Genomic DNA, 21,447 nt, shown 5'->3' on the forward strand with positions numbered 1-21,447 from the left:
CACATAAATCGCCCGAGCGAGATTAATTGAGGGCGGCGGGAATCACGATCTGGCGGGGACGCTGCCGGCGATCTGCTCGATCAACTGCCGGGCGGCCCGGCGTCCGGACTCGGCATAGCCCGGATCGACGGTCAAGATTTCCGGGTGGAGAAACTTCATCAGCGGCGTGCTGCCGACGCTGGCGAGCTGCAGCGCATCGCGACCCTGCTGCTGGAGGTACTTGCTGGCGCCGAGGGCGAGGGTATCCGTCGCGCAGACCAGGGCGCTGGTTTCAGCCGTCAGCACGCTGGCGACGGTGTCATATCCCTGCTTCATGCCCAGCCCCGGCAGGGCGGCGGTGGGCGTCAGACGATGCTTTTTACAGAAGGCGAGGTAGGCCAGATGGCGGCGTTCGCCGGTGGTGACGTCGCTGTGCGGTACGCCAAGAAAACTGATGTGGCGGTGTCCGCGATCGTAGAGCCGCTGCATCAGCAGCGTGATGGCCCCCTCGTCGTCATAGCACACCGAGGCGAAGCCGGGAGCGTCGCGGGCCATCAGCACCAGGGTGTCGCGCCAGGGGGCGAGCATCGCTTCGTCGATGCCGGTAAAACCGAACAGCACCACGCCGTCAATATTGCGCCGGGCGAGCATGCCGAGATGCTCCTCCACCAACGCCGGGGAGAACTGGCTCTCCATCATAATCGGATCGTAACCCTGCTCATAAAAGGCGGGCAGCATGGTCTGCACGGCAAGGTTTTCCGACAGCGAATCGAGACGGGTGACGATAATCGCCACCACTTTATCGCTCTGGCCGCGCATGGCGCGGGCGGAACGGGAGGGCGAGAAACCGTGCTGCTGCATCACCGCTTCGACGCGCTCGCGGGTCCGTTCGCTGACCCCGCTCTCGTTGTTAAGGACGCGGGATACCGTCGATTTCCCTACGCCGCTTAAGCGCGCGATATCTTTGATGGTCAGCCGGTTCTGCATGCGGAATTCTCGTCAGGGATGGTAGAAGTGAGCCTAATGCTACTCAACCAAACCGCAATGAGCAAAGTCTGGTTTACGTTCGGTTTAGTTGCGCGGGTTTATCATCGCCATTATTGCCACACAATCCTCAGCGAGGGCGCTATAATTCGCGCCGTTTATATTCACTTACCGGAGATAGTTATGGACCCCGATCCCACTCCTCATCCTCGATGGAGCAACCTTTCTTTCCGGTAAGCCTGTTTAACACTGCTTTACCGGAAAGCGTAAAGCAGTGACGTCCTTGATGTCCCTGCCATAAAAATAACATGCCTGACAGGTAGGTTTTGCTACGCCCGTCGGCAACGCTGCGTTCGCTTTGGCGAGCGCGGAGGGACTGTTTATGCTGAAAAATTATACCCGGCAGCTGTTCGCGCAGCTTAGCCGCCATCTGCCACGTCGTTTAGTCCAGCGCGATCCGCTGCCGGACGCCCGCCATCTGGCGAGTGGCCCCATTCCTGAATCGCTTGGTCAGCATTGCCTGAACGTGGCGGCGATGGACGACCAGGAGATCTGGCGCGCCTTTGACAGCCACCCTGAAGGGCTCAATGAAGGCGAAGTGGCGGCGAAAATCCTCAAACATGGTGACAACCAGATCCCGGCGCAGAAGCCCTCCCCGTGGTGGGTGCATCTGTGGACCTGCTATCGCAACCCGTTCAACCTGCTGCTGACCGTGCTCGGCATCGTCTCCTATTCCACCGAGGATCTGTTCGCCGCCGGGGTTATCGCCCTGATGGTGGGGATCTCGACATTGCTCAATTTCATCCAGGAGGCGCGCTCGACCAAAGCGGCGGATGCGCTGAAGGCGATGGTGAGCAACACCGCCACCGTGCTGCGGGTGGTGAACGAGCAGGGGGAGAGCCGCTGGCTGGAGCTGCCTATCGACCAGCTGGTGCCGGGCGACATTATCCGGTTGTCGGCGGGGGATATGATCCCGGCGGACCTGCGTATCCTGCAGGCGCGGGATCTGTTCGTCGCCCAGGCCTCGCTGACCGGCGAATCGCTGCCGGTGGAGAAAGTGGCCCGCAGCCGCGATCCGCTGCAGCAAAACCCGCTGGAGTGCGACACCCTGTGCTTTATGGGCACCAACGTGGTGAGCGGCTCGGCGCAGGCCATCGTCTTCGCCACCGGCGGCCGCACCTGGTTTGGGCAGCTGGCCGGCCGCGTCAGTGAACAGGAGAGCGAGCCGAACGCCTTTCAGAAGGGCATCAGCCGGGTCAGCATGCTGCTGATCCGCTTTATGCTGGTGATGGCCCCGGTGGTGCTGCTGATCAATGGCTACACCAAAGGCGACTGGTGGGAGGCGGCGCTATTCGCGCTGTCGGTGGCGGTCGGTTTGACGCCGGAGATGCTGCCGATGATCGTCACTTCGACGCTGGCGCGCGGGGCGGTGAAGCTGTCGAAGCAAAAGGTCATCGTGAAGCACCTCGACGCCATTCAGAATTTCGGCGCGATGGATATCCTCTGCACTGATAAAACCGGCACCCTGACCCAGGATAAGATTGTGCTGGAGAACCATACCGACGTCTCCGGCAAGGTCTGCGAGCGGGTACTGCATGCCGCCTGGCTCAACAGCCACTACCAGACCGGCCTGAAAAACCTGCTCGACACCGCGGTGCTGGAGGGCGTTGAGCTGGATGCCGCCCGCGGGCTGGCGGAACGCTGGCAGAAGGTGGATGAGGTCCCCTTCGACTTCGAACGCCGCCGCATGTCGGTGGTGGTGAAGGAGGATGACGCCGCGCATCAGCTGATCTGCAAAGGGGCGCTGCAGGAGATCCTCAACGTCTCGACCCAGGTGCGCTACAACGGCGATATCGTACCGCTGGACGACACCATGCTGCGCCGCATCCGTCGGGTGACCGATACCCTCAACCGGCAGGGGCTGCGGGTGGTGGCGGTGGCGACCAAATACCTGCCGGCCCGCGAAGGCGACTACCAGCGCGCCGATGAGTCGGACCTGATCCTTGAAGGTTACATCGCCTTCCTCGATCCGCCGAAAGAGACCACCGCCCCGGCGCTGAAGGCGCTGAAGGCCAGCGGCATCACGGTGAAGATCCTCACCGGCGACAGCGAGCTGGTGGCGGCTAAGGTGTGCCATGAAGTGGGACTGGATGCTGGCGAAGTGGTGATTGGCAGCCAGATCGAAGCCATGAGCGACGACGAACTGGCGGCGCTGGCCAAACGCACCACGCTGTTCGCCCGCCTGGCGCCGCTGCATAAAGAGCGTATCGTGACGCTGCTCAAGCGTGAAGGTCACGTGGTGGGCTTTATGGGCGACGGCATCAACGACGCCCCGGCGCTGCGCGCGGCGGATATCGGCATCTCGGTCGACGGCGCGGTGGATATCGCCCGCGAGGCGGCGGATATCATTCTGCTGGAGAAGAGCCTGATGGTGCTGGAGGAGGGGGTAATCGAAGGCCGCCGCACCTTCGCCAACATGCTCAAGTACATCAAAATGACCGCCAGCTCCAACTTCGGCAACGTTTTCAGCGTGCTGGTGGCCAGCGCCTTCCTGCCGTTTCTGCCGATGCTGCCGCTGCACCTGTTGATTCAGAACCTGCTGTACGATGTCTCCCAGGTGGCGATCCCGTTTGATAACGTCGATGATGAGCAGATCCGCAAGCCGCAGCGCTGGAACCCGGCCGATCTCGGGCGCTTTATGGTCTTCTTCGGGCCGATCAGCTCGATTTTCGATATCCTCACCTTCGGCCTGATGTGGTGGGTGTTCCACGCCAATACCGTGGAGATGCAGACCCTGTTCCAGTCCGGCTGGTTTATCGAAGGGCTGCTGTCGCAAACGCTGATTGTGCACATGATCCGCACCCGGCGCATTCCGTTCGTTCAGAGCCGGGCCGCCTGGCCGCTGTTCGCCATGACTCTGGTGGTGATGGCGGTGGGTATCGCGCTGCCGTTCTCGCCGCTGGCGAGCTACCTGCAGCTGCAGGCCCTGCCGCTGAGCTACTTCCCGTGGCTGGTGGCGATCCTGGCGGGCTATATGGTGCTGACCCAGGCCGTGAAGGGCTTCTACAGCCGCCGCTACGGCTGGCAGTGAGGGACGCGTTTTCGGATGAACCACGTAAAAAAGGCAGCCTGCGGGCTGCCTTTTTTCATGCCGACGAGAGCGATCAGCGACGCACGGCGATGGCTTCGATCTCGATCTTCACGTCTTTCGGCAGACGTGCGACTTCAACGCAGGAGCGCGCCGGGAAGGTGGCGTTATGCTCGGTGAAGAACGCTTCGTAGGTGGCGTTAACGGTAGCGAAATCGTTGAGGTCTTTGACGAATACGGTGGTCTTGACGATATCGCCGACGGTGAGGCCTGCGGCTTCAACGATCGCTTTCACGTTGTTCAGCGACTGGCGCGCCTGCGCGGACACGTCTTCCGGGACGCTGCCGGTTTTCGGGTCGACCGGGATCTGGCCAGAGGTGATGATCATGCTGCCGAGGTCAACGCCCTGAACGTAGGGGCCAATCGCCGCTGGTGCATTTTCCGTCGCAATAGTTTTGCTCATGTTATCTCCAGATGAACTGAGTAATGTTACGCAAAATCATTCAGGTTGCCGCCAGGCGATAAGCGCTGTATCGCCGGCGCAGACGCCGCCTGAAGGACGAAGCGTAGGGTGGTAGCCATTATAGGGAGGCCTACCACCAATACCAACCGCATTTAGTTGGCCAGCACCACATAATGAGAAAACTCTTTTTCGCAGTATTTACATTTGAGTGCGATGTCATCAGCGCGTTTTTTCACTGCAAAACTGGAAGAAACCGGTTCGGCGTGGCTGATACAGTTGCTGTTCGGACAGACCAGCACGCTGTCGATACGATCCGGCAGGCTCGGGCGGGATTTGCCCACCACTTCGTAATCATCAATGCGGTTTACCGTCGCCTGCGGGGCGTACAGCGACAGCTGGTTAACCTGCTCGTCGGTCAGGAAGGTGTTCTCGATTTTAATCAAATCCTTGCGGCCCATCTCGCCGGAGGGCAGGTTCAGGCCGATGGTGATGCGCTGGTCGGTTTCGGTCAGTTTGAACAGGGTGAGCAGCTTAAAGCCGACCTGCGCCGGGATATGGTCAATCACGGTGCCGCGTTTGATCGCTTCTACCTGCAGTTTATTGTCGTGTGTCATCTCTCATTCCCCCTTACAGTGCCAGCTCGCTATTCAGTACCAGTGCCAGTAACGCCTGGCGGGCGAAGATGCCGTTACCGGCCTGCTGGAAGTACCAGGCGTGCGGTGTTTTATCGACATCGGTGGTGATTTCGTCAATGCGCGGCAGCGGATGCAGCACCTTCATGTTGGCGCGCGCCCCTTCGAGGTCGGCGGCGCGCAGGACGAATTGCGCTTTGACGTTGGCGTATTCCGACGGATCCAGACGCTCTTTCTGCACGCGGGTCATGTACAGAATATCCACTTCCGCCATCACGTCGTCGATGGCGCTATGCAGGCTCCAGGCGATGCCTTTTTCATCGAGCATATCGAGGATGTACTGCGGCATGGCCAGCGCGTCCGGGGCGATGAAGTAGAAGCGGTTGCCGTTGAATTTGGCCAGCGCCTGGGTCAGGGAGTGGACGGTACGGCCATACTTCAGATCGCCGACCATCGCCACGTTGAGGTTTTCGAGGCGGCCCTGGGTCTCCTGAATGGTGAACAGGTCGAGCAGGGTTTGGGTCGGGTGCTGGTTAGCGCCGTCGCCGGCGTTCAGTACCGGCACGCCGCCGGAGAATTCGGTCGCCAGGCGCGCGGCGCCCTCCTGCGGATGACGCATCACGATGGCGTCGACGTAGGTGCTGATGACGGAGATGGTATCCGCCAGCGTTTCCCCTTTTTTGCCCAGTGAGGTGTTGGCGCTGTCGGAAAAGCCGACCACGCTGGCGCCCAGGCGGTGCATCGAGGTTTCAAAAGAGAGGCGGGTGCGGGTCGAGGCTTCAAAGAAGCAGCTGGCGATAACCTTATGCTTCAGCAGCTCGGGTTGTGGATTGGCTTTCAGCTTTGCCGCCGTCGCCAGCACCAGTTCGAGGTCTTCGCGGCTGAGATCGTTTATGGAAATGATATGTTTTTGATATAGCGGGTTAGCCATGCTTATCTCCTGACGCCTGGGCAAAAAAAAAGCCCCTTAAATAAGGGGCTTCGGGAATCCAATGAGCAACGGAAAGAAAAACGGCAGGCCAGCGTCTGCATTGAGACGCGCTAAGACAGAATGTCGTACGCAATTGGCCATGCTTCCTCCCGGCAAAACGACTGGCATTATACGCAGACCGTTATGACGATCAAGCGATTCATTCACAAACAGGTAATCGTTTGCCTGTCGAAAAGTGCGCCAGCGCAAAGAAGCGTGAAACTGTACTGGTATGGCAGCCGCGATGGGGGTATAACACGATAAAATGAAATGCTGTTTTATATTTGAGGTAAGCAATGATTATTGGCAATATCCACCATCTGCAGCCATGGCTGCCTGCCGCGCTGCGCGAGGCTATCGAACAGGTTATCGCTCAGGTCAGCGAGGCGACGCCGCTGGGTAAACACGATATCGACGGCGACAACCTGTTTTATCTGATTTCTGAAGACACCACCGAGCCGCAGGCCGCGCGCCGCGCGGAGTACCATGCTCGCTATCTCGATATCCAGATTGTGCTCCGCGGCAGCGAGGGGATGACCTTCAGCACCTTGCCGCCAGGAGAGCCGCAGACCGACTGGCTGGCGGAGAAAGACATCGCTTTTCTTGCCGAAGGCCAGCAGGAGAAAACGGTGATCCTCAACGAAGGGGACTTTGTGGTGTTTTATCCCGGCGAAGTGCATAAACCGCTGTGCGCCGTAGGCGCCCCGGCGAAGGTGCGCAAAGCGGTGGTGAAGATGCTGATGGTTTAGTTGACGAGCTTTTTTTACCCAGAGCTAGCAATTGTCATATTGTGACAATTGCTATTCTTTGTTTTTCCTGGCTATTCCCGATTTTTTACTTCTTATTCCCTCTCATTTGCTGCTTCAGCCAAACGCTCATACCGAGCGCATTGTGCAAATTTTGATGGCGATCTCATTAATACGTTATATAACGTATTAATGTTGTTTCCGCTAATTTGAACAATCAATAATGAGATCTGGAGTTCTTACTGTATGAATACTAAAGAAATAATTAATGCCGTTGCTAAAGAGATAGAAGACAAAGGCGGAATCCGCCAAGTGTTCCTTGTTGCCTGCGGCGGGTCATTAGTGGATATGTATCCGGCTAAGTACTTCCTGGATAGCGAGGCGACGAAGCTTCATGTCGGCATGTATACCGCCAATGAGTTTGTCTACGCGACGCCGAAAACGTTAGGGGAGAATTCGCTGGTTATCGTCTGTTCGCACGGGGGCAACACGCCGGAATCCGTCGCTGCGGCTAAGCTTGCTCAACAGCATCAAGCGCATACTATTACGCTGACTCACAACGCTCAGGCACAGTTGATCGAATACGCCAGTCACAACATTCTCTATGCCTGGGGTAACGATACCAATGTGGTCGATAACCCGATGGCGATTATCCTCAACCTGTGCGTTGATACGTTGCAGCAGGTGGAAGGTTTCAATAATTACGCTGATTTCCAACAGGGAATGACCCAAATTAATGGCGTCATTGCTCATGGCCGTCAGCAGGTTGCGGATCGCTGCCAGCGTTTTGCCCAAAAATATCAAGATGAAAAGCTCTTCTATATCCTCTCCAGCGGAGCTTCTTATGGCCATGCTTATGGTTTTGCTATCTGCTCACTAATGGAAATGCAATGGCTACATGCCGCACCTATTCACTCCGGGGAGTACTTCCACGGACCTTTTGAAGTTACGAATAAAGAGACGCCGTTTATTTTATTGATGAACGAAGGCCGTACGCGGGCGATGGATGAGCGAGCTTTGGCCTTCCTCACCAAGTATGCAGAAAAAGTGGAAGTCGTTGATGCTAAAGAACTGGGCATCGGGGTTCTTCCTCCGTCAGTCGTGGAGTTTTTCAACCCGGTACTGTTTTACAGCATCATGTGTGAATATCGTTCTGCGCTTGCCGACATTCGCCAGCATCCATTGGATACCCGCCGCTATATGGGGCTGGTGGAATACTAAGGGGAATTATGATGAATGTGATTGGAATTGGCGATAACGTCGTCGATAAATATGTTCATACTCAGACTATGTATCCCGGTGGAAATGCGCTGAACTTTGCCGCTTATGCGGCCATGCTGGGGCACAATGCGGCCTATTTGGGGATTTTTGGTAATGATGCCGCTGCGGAACACGTTATGCAGGTGCTGGATAAAGTTGGCGTCAAGTGGCCACACTGTCTGCAGGTGGCAGGAGAGAACGGCTGCGCACAGCTGAAAATCGAAGAGGGAGAACGGATATTTCTTGGTTCGAACGCCGGGGGTATTCGCAAGACAACTTCGATGGATTTTATTTTTCAGCATGAGCAATACCTGCGTGAGTTTGATCTGATCCATAGCGGCTGTTATAGCTACATGGAGACGCACTTACCTCAGTTACGCGAGCTCAACATTCCTGTCTCTTTCGATTTTTCAGATGACTTTGTACTGGAGCAGGCGCTGCCGCTGTGCCGTTACGTCGACTTCGCCTTCTTCTCATGCGCCGACTACAGCCTGGCGCAAACACGTGAAATTGTGCAACAAGCGCAGGCCAGCGGAAGTCGCATTGTCTGCGCGACGCGTGGAGATGAAGGCGCGATTTTATTTGACGGGCAGGATTGGTATCAGCAGGCGCCCGATTACGTCACTCCCGTCGATACAATGGGTGCAGGTGATGCTTTTATTACCGCTTTCATTTGCCATTTTCTGGCCCAACCTACGGGTAACAAGCGCGAAGCGATTACCAATAGCCTGCAAAAAGCAGCAGCTTTCTCGGCACAAATTTGCCTGAAAGAAGGGGCATTTGGCTACGGGACTCACTACTAACCTATAACGCCATCTCTCATTTTTCCGTACTGATTTCCGTCCGCTAGCCGGGCGGAAAGGGGGATTCCTGCGCTTTTTCCGTGAGGAAAGAATTATGCATAGTGATGCTGCTGATTTGATTTTACGTTCTGATGCTATTTTTACTGCTGCCAGAAATGAGCTATTTAGCGGATATGTAGTCATTAAAAACGGCGCTATCGCGGCGATGATAGCGAATGGGGAAGATATTCAAACCTGGAGAGGTGAAAGAACTCGCTTTATCGAACTTGGCGATCGCCTGATTTGTCCCGGATTTTGCGATAATCACACGTTTTTTACCGGCTATATGAGCATGCAGCGTGGCGTCGATCTCCATGCCGCCCGCGATAGTAATCATGCCCTGGAACTATTACAGGATGCAGAAAAACTTCTCCCTGAGGGGAAAAGCCTCTATGGCTGGGGCTGGTCTGCTGCCCGTTGGGGAGCGGTGCCTGATGCCAGACTATTGGATGACGCTTTCCCGCAGAGACCGGTTGTCGCCATTAACGATGACAAAAGCTATTGCTGGATGAACCGTGCCGCCGTGGAGCTTTATGGCTTTACCGCTGAAGAGTGCAGCGCGGAGGCGAGAATCGCATTATTGGATGAGATGCTGTCTGATACCGCACAGTTAAAAAAAGAAATGCGGGCATTTATGGCCCGACTTGCAGGGCAGGGAATCACGGCAATAAAAGACGTTTGTTTCAACGATGCGCCGCAGTTGATGAATGCCTGGGATGAACTGGAAAAAGAGGATGCGCTATTGCTGAGAGTGAGCATTGTTTCTCAGCCCGTATCTGCACCTGTCGATCTTCCTTTCGGTGAACAGGCCCGACGCCGCTTTCATTCGCCATGGCTGCGGTTTCATGGCTTTAAATTTATGGTCGATGGCGTTATTGCCGATCATACCGGCGATATGATTTACCCCTATGCCGATCGTCCCGGCACGAACAATGAACGACCCGTTGATTATAATGCCCTGCGCCAGCAGGTTTTGTTGGCTGATGCTCGTGGATTCAACTGCTGTATGAATGCGGAGGGCGATGCCGCAATTCGCCGCTGTATTGATATTTTTGCCGAATGCCGTAAGCGTCACCCGCAGAGCGTGGTTAGACATTCTCTGAGCGATCTGGAATGTCCGCATCCAAACGATATTCCCAGAATGGCTGAGCTCGGCCTTTTTGCCGAAGTTTATGCACAAATTCTGCTCCTTAACCCCTGCGAAGCCGAAGCCTATATGCGCGAACGCTATGGGGAAGAGCGCGAAGCGCAATTCTACGATTATGCCGCACTATTTGGGGCTGGCGTGACGGTGACTATTGGCACCGATCTGCCCCTGTTTATTCCTTCTGTTCCTGACTCGATGTATGCCGCCTGCAGTCGTCAGTTCCCTGATGGTTCACCCGTGAATGGCTGGTACCGCGAACGCGGAATGACCCGACAACAGCTCTTAACGGCATGGACGCTGAATAGTGCTCGACACCACGGCATGGAAGAGATGACCGGTAGCCTTGAGCCGGGAAAACGCGCGGATATCGCGGTTTTTGACCGTAATTTGTTGAGCTGCCCGAATGATGAGTTACGGACTTCTACCGTTGTACTGACCCTGGTGGATGGCCGTATTACCCATGACCTTCTGTAACTCTAAAAATGCCGAAAGACGGCAAAAATAATATAAACATCTTATCGAGGCGGATTATGCGTATTGCAAAAATAAAGTGGGCGATGCCACACTGCTACGCTCTGATTTTCTTCATTATTATATTAGTAGCGCTGCTGACATGGTGTATTCCCAGCGGCAGTTTTGATTATCACTCAGTGACCTTACCCGGCGGTGAAACTAAAACATTAGTGATCCCAGGGTCTTATCATCTGCTGGACAAAGTCAGCAGCGAGGGCGATTTACGTCAGGGTATTACCGCCGTACTGGCCGCGCCGATGGAGGGGATTATCAAGGCCGCAGACGTAGTGGCGTTTGTGCTCATTGTTGGTGGCGCTTTTGGCATTATTTTACGTACTGGCGCAATTGAGCGGGGTCTGGTGGCGCTGGCTGAACGCCTGGCAGGTAAAGGAATTTTGGTTATCCCTATCGCAATGACCTTGTTTAGCCTGGGAGGCGCGACTTTTGGTATGAGCGAGGAGGTGATTCCCCTGTATGCGATCTTTATCTCCCTGATGTTCGCGCTGGGTTATGACTCAATGACTGCGATCCTGATTCTTTTTCTGGGAACCCAGATTGGCTACGTTGGCGCAATGACCAATCCGTTCTCTGTACTCATTGCCCAGGGCGTAGCGGGTATTCAGGGAAATCCGCAGCTTTGGCTACGTGCTATTGCATGGCTGGTCTTCACGCTACTGGCGATTGCTTACACCATGTGGTACGCGCACCGTGTTAAACGCACTCCGCAAAAGTCGCCGGTATATGAAAATGATTGTCGCAACCGCGAGCAGTTTTTGTCGATACAGGATACGTCGGTCCATTTTTCCATCGCCGATCGGGTAATTATCATCGCCTTTGTGCTGGCGCTGGCCGTCATCTCATGGGGGTTAATCACGCGTGGCTGGTACATGGTTGAGATCGGCTCTGTGTTCCTGGCTCTGGGGCTGTTTTCCGGGATCGTCGGGCGCATGGGCATTAGCGGGATGGCAGACAGCTTTGTCGAAGGGTGCAAAGAGTTTGTCTACGCCGCCGTAGTCATAGGTCTTGCGCGCGGTATTCTGGTGGTGGCGGAGAACGGACGAATTATCGATACGTTGCTATTTGGTTTGTCTGAAATGCTGGAAGGGTTGCCGCAGTATGCGTTTACCACTCTGATGCTATTAGGGCATAACGTCATCACCTTTTTTGTGCCCTCATCTTCGGGCGAGGCCGCGCTCACTATGCCCGTGCTGGCGCCGTTAGGCGATTTGGTTGGTATCAATAAAGAGGCGATGGTGATGGCTTATCAATTTGGCAATGGCCTGACGAACCTGGTCTCTCCTACCGGCGGTGTATTGCTGGCTGGGTTGTCTATTGCGCGCATTGGGTTTGGTCAGTGGTTAAAAGCCATTGCGCCGCTGTTTCCGGTGCTGTGGATAGTTAGCGCTGCTTTTGCTGCGATTTCGGCCTGGGTCTGAAGGATATGCGCGCCATCGTAGTTTGATGTGCGCGCTTCGATTATAATCCTGCTTCGCATTAATGGCCGTGCTGGTACCTCTTTTATGTCGAATTTTGGACTGCAACAGAATACGTCCGTACCGTTATACAGGCAGCTTAAAGATAAAATCCTCAGCGATATTTCTTCCGGGAAACTCGCTGAAGGAGAGAAAATCCCCACCGAGATTGAGCTCAGCGAACTCTACAATATCAGCCGTATTACAGTGCGCAACGCAGTGAAAGAGCTGGTAGCAGAAGGCTATTTGGTAAAAAAGCAGGGGAAGGGGACTTTTGTCTGTCTGCCTAAAATTGAGCGTAAAGTTGTTCACTTACTTAGCTTTACTGCCGCATGCGATGCTAACCATCTACCAACCCATAGCGTAGTGACTCGTCGTGAGATTCTGCAGGACTATCGTAATGCGCGTCAGCTTCTTGAGCTTGAGAGCGATGATTCCGTGCTTTATATCCAACGCCTTAGGATCGCTGGCGATGCGCCGTTAATGTTAGAGAATAATTACTACTCTCTGAAACGATTAGGTTTTTTACAGCAGGAGGATCTTAGCGGGTCGCTGTATCAGCTATTGCGTGAAAAATACGCGATCGTGCCTACCTATGCGGGTGAAACGACAGTAGAAATGGTGCGTGCGGATTCTGACAGCGCACCGCTGCTGAAGCAACCGCCCGGCGAACCGTTATTCCTGATGAAAACGCTAATTCTGGATAGCCAGCATCAGCCTATTCATTATGGAGAACAGTATATCGTCGCCGAGCGTTACACGTTTAGTTTCTGATTTCAGCGTGAAAGCGTCGCCACCATCACCGCTTTGATGGTGTGCATCCGGTTTTCCGCCTGGTCGAAGACCACGCTCGCCGCCGACTCAAACACCTCATCAGTCACCTCCATGCCGCCGTGCAGGCCGTAATCGGCAGCCATCTGTTTGCCCAGCGTGGTCTGGTCGTCGTGGAACGCCGGCAGGCAGTGGAGGAACTTGACCTGCGGGTTGCCGGTCAGCGCCAGCATCGCGCTGTTAACCTGATAGTCGCGCAGCAGGGCGATACGTTCGGCCCATTTTTCCTTCGCCTCGCCCATTGAGACCCAGACGTCGGTATAGATAAAATCGGCGCCTTTCACCCCTGCGGCGATATCTTCCGTCAGGGTGATGTTGCCGCCCTGCTGTTTGGCCAGCGCGGTGCAGGTCTCCACCAGCGCGGCCTCCGGCCAGCAGGCCGATGGCGCCACCAGGCGCAGATCCAGACCGGTCAACGCGGCGGCTTCCAGCATCGAATTGCCCATGTTGTTGCGCGCGTCGCCGGCGTAGACCAGCGTCATCTGGTTAAAGGCTTTGCCCGGCAGATGCTCTTTCATGGTCAGCAGGTCCGCCAGCAGCTGGGTGGGGTGGAACTCGTTGGTGAGGCCGTTCCACACCGGCACGCCGGCGTATTGCGCCAGGGTCTCTACCACTTCCTGGCCGTGGCCGCGGTACTGAATGCCGTCGTACATCCGTCCGAGCACGCGGGCGGTGTCCTTGATCGACTCTTTATGGCCAATCTGGCTGCCGCTGGGCCCCAGATAGGTCACGCGGGCACCCTGATCGTATGCGGCAACTTCGAAAGAGCATCGTGTACGGGTTGAGTCTTTTTCGAAGATGAGCGCGATGTTTTTCCCTGCCAGTTTCTGGACTTCGATACCGTTTTTCTTATCGGCTTTCAGCTTTGCCGCCAGCTCGAGCAGGGCGGTGATTTCTGCAGGCGTAAAATCGAGTAACTTTAAAAAATGCTTCTGGTAAAACGCAGACATGGTTCCCTCACCTGGCATAGGCCACTAATTGAATTAAAATTCAATTTATATGTATGAATATTCATTTGCAAGTCTGTGATCGAAATCTTTCACTGAGAAGTGGAGGCAATGACGGCGGTATGTGACAATAGAGATAACTGCCGCACATTATGAGGAACGAGCCATGGCAAACCCGGAACACCTGGAAGAACAGCGTGAAGAGACGCGTCTGATTATCGAAGAGCTGCTGGAAGATGGCAGCGATCCGGACGCACTGTACACGATTGAGCATCACCTCTCTGCAGACGATTTCGAAACCCTGGAGAAAGTGGCGGTGGAAGCGTTCAAGCTGGGCTACGAAGTGACCGAGCCCGAAGAGCTGGAAGTGGAAGAGGGTGACATGGTCATCTGCTGCGATATTCTGAGCGAATGCGCGCTGAACGCAGACCTGATCGATGCCCAGGTGGAACAGCTGATGACGCTGGCAGAAAAATATGACGTCGAGTATGACGGTTGGGGCACCTATTATGAGGACCCGAACGGTGAAGACGGCGACGACGATGACGAAGAGTATGTCGATGAAGACGACGATGGTGTTCGCCACTAAGTCGCAAATGTCGTAGATGGATACGGCGGCGCCTGCCGCCGTATAGCAAGGAACTTTCATGGATTACCCGCAGATTCTTTCCCCGATTATCAGCTTCCTGCACTGCCCGACGCCGCAGGCGTGGATTGACGAAGCCCGCAAGCCGGAAAACCTGGCGCTGCTGCTGACCGACCATATGATGTGCGAGCTGAAAGCGGCGCAGAACGCCATGCTGCTGGTGCGTCGCTACGTCGCGGATAAAGCTGACGCCGACGAACTGTTGGCCTGCCTGAAGCCGTACGAAGACTTCACCTACCGCCGGGGGCCGGAGCCGGATTTTGTCGCTCTGCATAAACGGATCAACAAAAGCGCCATGCCGCAGACCGACGACCCGTGGGGCCGCCAGCTGCTGGACAGCATGATTTTGTTGATTAAAGAGGAACTGCATCACTTCTGGCAGGTGCGGGAGATGATGCTGGCGCGCGATATCCCCTACGTCAAAATCACCGCCAGCAACTATGCCCGCGGCCTGCGGCGCGAAGTGCGCTCGCATGAGCCGGTGATGCTGATCGATAAGCTGATCTGCGGCGCCTATATCGAGGCCCGCTCTTGCGAACGCTTTGCCGCCCTGGCGCCGTGGCTGGACGACGATCTGCAGAAGTTCTACCTGTCGCTGCTGCGCTCCGAGGCGCGTCACTATCAGGACTATCTGGATCTGGCGCAGAAGATTGCCGGCGAAGATATCAGCGAGCGGGTGCGCCAGCTCGGCGAGGCGGAAGCGGCGCTGATCCTCCGTCCCGAGGCCGAGTTCCGCTTTCACAGCGGTGTGCCGGTAGCGGCGTAACCCACGGTATTCGGGCCCTGTAGCCCCGGTAGTCGCTAACACCGGCAGTTTCAGTAGCCATGGGGAGAGATAGCGTTGAGAGCTTCAGCTCGCAATGGTACGGGCCGTAGGTCGGGTAAGGCGTTAGCCGCCACCCGACAAAAAAACGGCACCGCGAGCACGGGTAAGGTGCCAGCGGTGCCATCCGGGACATACCCCGGCTCGCGCTGCGCTTAGCCGGGCTACCGAACTGTAGCCCCGGTAAGCGTAGCGCTACCGGGGACGCCTGCGATATCGAGGCGCTACAGCGTTTTCAGCATCCGTACTTCGCAGTCCACGTGGCCGGTGCAGCCCAGCGGCCCGTCAATGTGCTCGAAGCCAAGATGTTCATATAAGCCGATCGCCTCCGTCAGGAAGGCGGTGGTTTCCAGATAGCAGCGCTTAAACCCTTGTTCGCGGGCGTAGTCCAGCGCCAGCAGCGCCAGCTTCTTCGCCAGCCCCTGGCCGCGGGCGCTGGTCATAAAATACATTTTCTGCAGCTCGCAGATATCCGGCTCGCTGCAGGCGAGCGGCGCGACGCCGCCGCCGCCAACCACTTCCCCCTCTTGCTCCACCACCCAGTAGGCGGAGCCCGGCTGGCTGTACAGCTCATACAGCTCATCGAGATTCGGGTCGGCGACCGTATAGCCTTTATCAGCGGTCAGGCCATATTCAGCCGAGACCTGGCGGATGACCCTGGCGATGGCGGCATTGTCTGCCGCCGTAATGCGACGCAGCAACGTCGCCGCGGGGACGCTCGTATTCATACAATGACTCATTACCCAAAAAAGACGAATGATGATGTTAATAACATCGCGACAGGGGAAAGCGCAAGCGAGGATGTTTCATAAAAAACGCCCCTTGCCGGGTGGCAAGGGGCGGGAGGATCACAGCGCGGCGATCACCGCCTGCTGCTCAATCAGCTTCGCTTTCGCTTCCGCGTAGCCTTCCAGCTTCTCGCGCTCTTTAGCGATCACTGCTTCCGGCGCGCGGGCGACAAAGCCTTCGTTGGCCAGCTTGCTCTCGATGCGGCCAATTTCACCTTCGATTTTGGCCACTTCTTTCGCCAGACGCGCCAGCTCATCTTCTTTATTGATGAGGCCCGCCATCGGGATCAGCAGCTCGGCGCCGTCGACAATCTTGGTCACCGAGACCGGACCTTTATCATCGGCAGGCAGCACGGTAATGCTTTCCAGACGCGCCAGGTTCAGCAGGAAGCTGCGGTTGTCGTTCACGCGACGCTCGGCCTCTTTGCTGCAGCCGCGCAGCAGCAGTTCCAGCGGTTTGCCCGGAGCGATGTTCATTTCCGCACGGATGTTACGCACGGCGACGATCGCCTGCTTCAGCCATTCGGTGTCGGCCAGCGCCGCGTCGTCCACCTGAGAGGCATCGTACTGCGGGAACGGCTGCAGCATGATGGTGTCGGCGGTGATCCCGCAGATGACCTTCACGCGCTGCCAGATGGTCTCGGTGATGAACGGAATGATCGGATGCGCCAGGCGCAGCAGACCTTCCAGCACGGTCACCAGCGTATGGCGAGTGCCGCGCAGCTCCGCTTCGCTGCCGCCGTTCATGACCGGCTTGGTCAGCTCCAGGTACCAGTCGCAGAACTGGTTCCAGGTGAACTCGTACAGGATGCCGGCGGCGATATCGAAGCGGAAGTTATCCAGCGCTTCGCGATACGCTTTGACGGTGTGGTTGAATTCCGCAAGGATCCAGCGGTCGGCCAGGGAGAGCACCATCTCGCCGCCGTTGAAGCCGCAATCCTGATCTTCGGTGTTCATAAGCACAAAGCGGCTGGCGTTCCACAGCTTGTTACAGAAGTTACGGTAACCTTCCAGACGCTTCATATCCCAGTTGATGTCGCGGCCGGTAGAGGCCAGCGCCGCCAGGGTGAAGCGCAGGGCGTCGGTGCCGTGCGGCTCGATGCCGTTCGGGAACTGTTTCTCGGTACGCTTGCGGATTTTATCCGCCAGCTGCGGCTGCATCATGTTGCCGGTACGTTTTTCCAGCAGCTCCGGCAGGGTGATGCCGTCAACCATATCCAGCGGGTCAATGACGTTACCCTTGGACTTGGACATCTTCTGGCCTTCGTCATCGCGGATCAGACCGGTCATGTAGACGGTCTTAAACGGAACCTGCGGTTTACCGTTTTCATCTTTGATGAAGTGCATGGTCATCATGATCATGCGGGCGATCCAGAAGAAGATAATGTCGAAGCCGGACACCATCACGCTGGTCGGGTGGAACTGACGCAGGGCGTCGGTGTTTTCCGGCCAGCCGAGGGTGGAGAAGGTCCACAGCGCGGAGGAGAACCAGGTATCGAGAACGTCTTCATCCTGACGCAGGGCAACGTCGGCGCTCAGGTTGTTTTCCTGACGCACTTCGTCTTCGCTACGGCCTACGTAGACGTTGCCGTCGTTGTCATACCATGCCGGGATGCGGTGACCCCACCACAGCTGACGGGAGATACACCAGTCCTGAATATCGCGCATCCAGGAGAAGTACATGTTTTCGTACTGCTTCGGTACGAACTGGATGTCGCCGTTTTCAACGGCTTCGACTGCTGGCTTGGCCAGCACGTCCGCGCGCACGTACCACTGGTCGGTCAGCATCGGCTCGATCACCACGCCGCCGCGATCGCCGTAAGGGACGGTCAGGTCGTGCGGTTTGATCTCTTCCAGCAGGCCGAGGGCGTCAACCGCCGCAACAACGGCTTTACACGCCGCGAAGCGTTCCAGTTTCTGGAACTCCGCCGGGATCTCGCTGGAGTAGACGTCGGATTCATTGCCTTTGGTGTCGTAGACTTCCGCGCTTTCGCGGATGTCGCCGTCAAAGGTAAGGATGTTGATCATCGGCAGCTGGTGACGACGACCCACTTCGTAGTCGTTAAAGTCGTGCGCCGGGGTGATCTTCACGCAGCCGGTGCCTTTTTCCATGTCGGCGTGTTCGTCGCCCACGATCGGGATGCGGCGGTTAACCAGCGGCAGCACCACGAATTTGCCAATCAGATCTTTGTAGCGCGGATCTTCCGGGTTAACGGCCACGCCGGTATCGCCCAGCAGGGTTTCCGGACGGGTGGTGGCGACCACCAGGTAATCTTTACCGTCAGCGGTTTTCGCGCCATCGGCCAGCGGGTAGCGGATGTGCCACATGGAACCTTTCGATTCGCGGTTTTCCACTTCGAGGTCGGAAATGGCGGTGCGCAGTTTCGGGTCCCAGTTAACCAGGCGTTTGCCGCGGTAGATCAGGTCTTCTTTGTACAGGCGAACAAAGACTTCTTTCACGGCATTGGAAAGCCCCTCGTCCATGGTGAAGCGCTCGCGCTCCCAGTCCACGGAGTTGCCGAGACGGCGCATCTGACGGGTAATAGTGCCGCCGGATTCCGCTTTCCACTGCCAGATTTTGTCGATAAAGGCATCGCGGCCGTAGTCGTGGCGGGTTTTCCCTTCTTCAGCGGCAATCTTACGCTCAACCACCATCTGGGTAGCGATACCTGCGTGGTCGGTACCGGCCTGCCACAGGGTGTTTTTGCCCTGCATGCGCTGGTAGCGAATCATGGTATCCATGATGGTTTGCTGGAAGGCATGACCCATATGCAAACTGCCGGTGACGTTCGGCGGCGGGATCATGATGCAGAAGCTCTCCTGGCTTTCATCACCATTCGGTTTGAAATAGCCCTGCTTTTCCCAGTGCTCGTAAAGCGGCTGTTCGATATCTTGTGGGTTGTATGTCTTTTCCATTATTTCCAGGTTGCCGTGTTCAGGTTGAAACCAGCCATGCGGTACGCCTTATAGCGTTCGCGCGCCAGTTGTTTCAGATTGTCTTCGTAAGGGACAAAGTCTATCACTTCTGTGAAAGCGGTGGCAAAATCTGCAAAGTTTAGCCGCAGGCTGATAAGAATATCCCGCGGGCTGCTGTTGCGCTTTTGCGGCCAGGCAATCTCTACCGGCGCGCCGCCTCTCGGGCCTTCGCCCGCCAGATTATGCGGCACAAAGCTCTCCGGCGGCCGCGACCACAGCGCCTCGTCGAGGCGAATCGCCTGCTGTTCATCTTCGCAGGCGATCAGGACGCGCTTGCCGTTGCGCCAACGTTCTGCGGCAATGTCACACACCAGCTGCTCGACGGCGCTCAGGCCGTCGACGGTGGCGTCATTGTCCAGAAGATAGAACGTTGCGTTTTTCATATATGGGGCTTCTTGTTGTGGATTTAAATGCAAAGCCGGGCGGCGCTACGCTTACCCGGCCTACAGTGTGCTGCCGTTTGTAGGCCGGGTAAGGCATCGCCGCCACCCGGCATGTCACATCACTCTTCGCCGTTAAAACCCGCACGATTGAGCAGGAATTGCGACAGCAGCGCCACCGGACGACCGGTCGCGCCTTTGGCCTTACCGGAACGCCAGGCAGTACCGGCGATGTCGAGGTGCGCCCAGTTGTACTTGCGGGTGAAGCGCGACAGGAAACAGCCGGCGGTGATCGCGCCGCCAGGACGGCCGCCAATGTTCGCCATATCGGCAAAATTGGACTCCAGCTGATCCTGGAACTCGTCGGCCAGCGGCAAACGCCATGCGCGGTCGCCCGCCAGTTCGGAGGCGCCGATCAGCTCATGGGCCAGCGGGTTATGGTTCGACATCAGGCCGGTGATGTGATGGCCGAGGGCAATCACGCAGGCCCCGGTCAGCGTCGCCACGTCGATAACCGCTTCCGGCTCGAAGCGCTCAACGTAGGTCAGAACGTCGCACAGCACCAGGCGGCCTTCGGCGTCGGTGTTCAGCACTTCCACCGTCTGGCCGGACATAGTGGTCAGGACGTCACCCGGACGATAGGCGCGGCCGCCAGGCATGTTTTCACAGCCCGCCAGCACGCCGATGACGTTCAGCGGCAGCTGCAGTTCGGCAACCATCCGCATCACGCCGTACACCGCCGCCGCGCCGCACATGTCGTACTTCATTTCGTCCATGCCTTCGGCAGGCTTGATGGAGATACCGCCGGAGTCGAAGGTCAGGCCTTTACCGACCAGCACGATAGGGCGCGCGTCCTCAGCCGGGTTGCCTTTATATTCGATGACCGACATCAGCGACTCGTTCTGCGACCCATTGCCGACGGCGAGGTAGGCGTTCATCCCCAGCTCGCGCATCTGCTGTTCGCCGATCACCCGGGTGATGACGTTTTTGCTGTAGGTATCGGCCAGCTGACGCGCCTGGGAAGCCAGATAGGCGGCGTTACAGATGTTCGGCGGCATATTGCCAAGATCTTTCGCCGCTTTGATGCCGGCGGCAATCGCCAGGCCATGCTGAATGGCGCGTTCGCCGCTGGTCAGCTCGCGACGGGTCGGCACGTTAAAGACCATTTTACGCAGCGGGCGACGCGGCTCGCTTTTGTTGGTCTTCAGCTGGTCGAAGCTGTACAGCGTCTCTTTGGCGGTTTCAACCGCCTGGCGAACTTTCCAGTAGTTGTTACGGCCTTTGACGTGCAGCTCGGTCAGGAAGCAGACGGCTTCCATTGAGCCGGTATCATTCAGGGTATTGATGGTTTTCTGGATGACCTGCTTATACTGACGCTCATCCAGCTCGCGCTCTTTGCCGCAGCCAATCAGCAGAATGCGCTCAGACAGAATGTTTGGCACATGGTGCAGCAATAACGTCTGGCCAGGTTTGCCTTCCAGCTCGCCGCGACGCAGCAGGGCGCTGATGTAGCCGTCGCTGATTTTATCGAGTTGTTCGGCGATGGGGGAGAGGCGACGTGGTTCAAAGACGCCGACCACGATACAGGCGCTCCGCTGCTTCTCCGGGCTACCGCTTTTTACACTGAACTCCATGCACTATGCTCCTGAATCTTAAAGACAACAGTGGTGGCTACGGCTATACTCGTCGCCTTTCAAGTTGCAGATGCGCCGGCTGCGCCTGCTTACCCTGACGTGGCACATTGTGCGCGCCAGGGGCCACAGCCCTGCTGCCTTCTTACAACTCGAAATCCATTGAGTATATAATTGCAAGCTTTCGTAACTCATATCCGCTGTTGCGGTGACTTCGTGTTAATCTTAACGTTATTAAGGCCTGGGTTCGTCAGAAAAGATCCTGACATGCAGAACCGATGAGTCATTTAATCTTAGCGACGTTTTCGACGACCAAAGAGAATAAATGA

20 protein-coding genes and 1 pseudogene are annotated in these 21,447 nt (G+C 56.6%); 10 read left to right on the forward strand and 11 right to left on the reverse strand.

Annotated features, from left to right (window positions below; translation table 11 throughout):
- Positions 1–22 precede the first annotated feature (22 nt).
- A pseudogene (treR, locus tag KHQ28_RS17435) lies at positions 23–966 on the reverse strand (trehalose operon repressor TreR).
- A gap of 180 nt (positions 967–1,146) precedes the next feature.
- On the opposite strand from treR, the gene mgtL reads away from it, so the two are divergent.
- Complete coding sequence (gene mgtL / locus KHQ28_RS29700) at positions 1,147–1,200, forward strand: mgtA regulatory leader peptide MgtL (protein WP_219340445.1); 54 nt, start codon at positions 1,147–1,149, stop codon at positions 1,198–1,200.
- Positions 1,201–1,345: 145 nt separating this feature from the next.
- Entirely contained in the window at positions 1,346–4,054 is a 2,709-nt protein-coding gene (mgtA, locus tag KHQ28_RS17440; protein ID WP_032418144.1) for a magnesium-translocating P-type ATPase, read from the forward strand.
- A 73-nt stretch (positions 4,055–4,127) separates the two neighbouring features.
- Here the strand turns inward: mgtA and ridA are convergent, their stop codons facing one another.
- The 5 genes from ridA to KHQ28_RS17460 all read right to left on the reverse strand — a co-directional run bounded on the left by ridA (position 4,128) and on the right by KHQ28_RS17460 (position 6,218).
- Positions 4,128–4,514, reverse strand: a complete 387-nt coding sequence (gene ridA / locus KHQ28_RS17445) for a 2-iminobutanoate/2-iminopropanoate deaminase (RefSeq protein ID WP_002886926.1) — start codon at positions 4,512–4,514, stop codon at positions 4,128–4,130.
- A gap of 152 nt (positions 4,515–4,666) precedes the next feature.
- On the reverse strand, positions 4,667–5,128 hold the full coding sequence (pyrI, locus tag KHQ28_RS17450; RefSeq protein WP_002886927.1) for an aspartate carbamoyltransferase regulatory subunit: 462 nt from the start codon (positions 5,126–5,128) through the stop codon (positions 4,667–4,669).
- 13 nt (positions 5,129–5,141) lie between these two features.
- Positions 5,142–6,077: an aspartate carbamoyltransferase gene (gene pyrB, locus KHQ28_RS17455; RefSeq protein WP_002886928.1), complete on the reverse strand. Its 936-nt coding sequence runs from the start codon at positions 6,075–6,077 to the stop codon at positions 5,142–5,144.
- 2 nt (positions 6,078–6,079) lie between these two features.
- The gene (locus KHQ28_RS29705; protein WP_227650304.1) at positions 6,080–6,139 is read right to left on the reverse strand and encodes a pyrBI operon leader peptide; all 60 of its coding nucleotides are present in this window, start codon (positions 6,137–6,139) and stop codon (positions 6,080–6,082) included.
- Positions 6,114–6,218: a pyrBI operon leader peptide gene (locus KHQ28_RS17460; RefSeq protein ID WP_002886930.1), complete on the reverse strand. Its 105-nt coding sequence runs from the start codon at positions 6,216–6,218 to the stop codon at positions 6,114–6,116. Before KHQ28_RS17460 ends, KHQ28_RS29705 begins: the two co-directional genes overlap by 26 nt.
- A 194-nt stretch (positions 6,219–6,412) precedes the next feature.
- Between KHQ28_RS17460 and KHQ28_RS17465 the strand changes: the two genes are divergently transcribed.
- The 6 genes from KHQ28_RS17465 to KHQ28_RS17490 all read left to right on the forward strand — a co-directional run bounded on the left by KHQ28_RS17465 (position 6,413) and on the right by KHQ28_RS17490 (position 12,870).
- On the forward strand, positions 6,413–6,865 hold the full coding sequence (locus KHQ28_RS17465) for a YhcH/YjgK/YiaL family protein (protein WP_019704686.1): 453 nt from the start codon (positions 6,413–6,415) through the stop codon (positions 6,863–6,865).
- A gap of 243 nt (positions 6,866–7,108) precedes the next feature.
- On the forward strand, positions 7,109–8,083 hold the full coding sequence (locus tag KHQ28_RS17470) for an SIS domain-containing protein (RefSeq protein WP_002886940.1): 975 nt from the start codon (positions 7,109–7,111) through the stop codon (positions 8,081–8,083).
- Between the two features lie 11 nt (positions 8,084–8,094).
- Complete coding sequence (locus tag KHQ28_RS17475) at positions 8,095–8,925, forward strand: PfkB family carbohydrate kinase (protein WP_002886941.1); 831 nt, start codon at positions 8,095–8,097, stop codon at positions 8,923–8,925.
- 94 nt (positions 8,926–9,019) lie between these two features.
- Positions 9,020–10,585: an amidohydrolase gene (locus KHQ28_RS17480; RefSeq protein ID WP_023285743.1), complete on the forward strand. Its 1,566-nt coding sequence runs from the start codon at positions 9,020–9,022 to the stop codon at positions 10,583–10,585.
- A gap of 56 nt (positions 10,586–10,641) precedes the next feature.
- Positions 10,642–12,060: a YfcC family protein gene (locus KHQ28_RS17485; RefSeq protein ID WP_004186723.1), complete on the forward strand. Its 1,419-nt coding sequence runs from the start codon at positions 10,642–10,644 to the stop codon at positions 12,058–12,060.
- An 84-nt stretch (positions 12,061–12,144) separates the two neighbouring features.
- Positions 12,145–12,870: a GntR family transcriptional regulator gene (locus KHQ28_RS17490; RefSeq protein ID WP_004192370.1), complete on the forward strand. Its 726-nt coding sequence runs from the start codon at positions 12,145–12,147 to the stop codon at positions 12,868–12,870.
- Positions 12,871–12,872: 2 nt separating this feature from the next.
- Here the strand turns inward: KHQ28_RS17490 and argF are convergent, their stop codons facing one another.
- Positions 12,873–13,877 carry an ornithine carbamoyltransferase gene (argF, locus tag KHQ28_RS17495; RefSeq protein WP_002886946.1) on the reverse strand — a complete coding sequence of 335 codons (1,005 nt, stop codon included), beginning with the start codon at positions 13,875–13,877 and terminating at the stop codon, positions 12,873–12,875.
- 163 nt (positions 13,878–14,040) lie between these two features.
- On the opposite strand from argF, the gene rraB reads away from it, so the two are divergent.
- Together rraB and miaE are read left to right on the forward strand one after the other, a co-directional pair.
- Positions 14,041–14,463: a ribonuclease E inhibitor RraB gene (gene rraB, locus KHQ28_RS17500; RefSeq protein ID WP_002886947.1), complete on the forward strand. Its 423-nt coding sequence runs from the start codon at positions 14,041–14,043 to the stop codon at positions 14,461–14,463.
- 58 nt (positions 14,464–14,521) lie between these two features.
- Positions 14,522–15,286, forward strand: coding sequence for a tRNA isopentenyl-2-thiomethyl-A-37 hydroxylase MiaE (gene miaE, locus KHQ28_RS17505; protein ID WP_032418143.1), 765 nt, complete (start codon positions 14,522–14,524; stop codon positions 15,284–15,286).
- Positions 15,287–15,567: 281 nt separating this feature from the next.
- Here miaE and KHQ28_RS17510 read toward each other — a convergent pair whose 3' ends face one another.
- The 4 genes from KHQ28_RS17510 to pepA form a co-directional block, all read right to left on the reverse strand.
- Entirely contained in the window at positions 15,568–16,071 is a 504-nt protein-coding gene (locus KHQ28_RS17510; protein WP_004152275.1) for a GNAT family N-acetyltransferase, read from the reverse strand.
- Between the two features lie 120 nt (positions 16,072–16,191).
- Entirely contained in the window at positions 16,192–19,047 is a 2,856-nt protein-coding gene (locus KHQ28_RS17515; protein ID WP_198070778.1) for a valine--tRNA ligase, read from the reverse strand.
- Positions 19,047–19,490 carry a DNA polymerase III subunit chi gene (gene holC, locus KHQ28_RS17520; RefSeq protein WP_002886953.1) on the reverse strand — a complete coding sequence of 148 codons (444 nt, stop codon included), beginning with the start codon at positions 19,488–19,490 and terminating at the stop codon, positions 19,047–19,049. Before holC ends, KHQ28_RS17515 begins: the two co-directional genes overlap by 1 nt.
- A 119-nt stretch (positions 19,491–19,609) precedes the next feature.
- Entirely contained in the window at positions 19,610–21,121 is a 1,512-nt protein-coding gene (gene pepA / locus KHQ28_RS17525; RefSeq protein WP_002886954.1) for a leucyl aminopeptidase, read from the reverse strand.
- Positions 21,122–21,447 lie beyond the last annotated feature (326 nt).

The sequence above is a fragment of the Klebsiella sp. 28 genome (genome assembly GCF_018223905.1).
Lineage (GTDB): Bacteria > Pseudomonadota > Gammaproteobacteria > Enterobacterales > Enterobacteriaceae > Klebsiella > Klebsiella pneumoniae.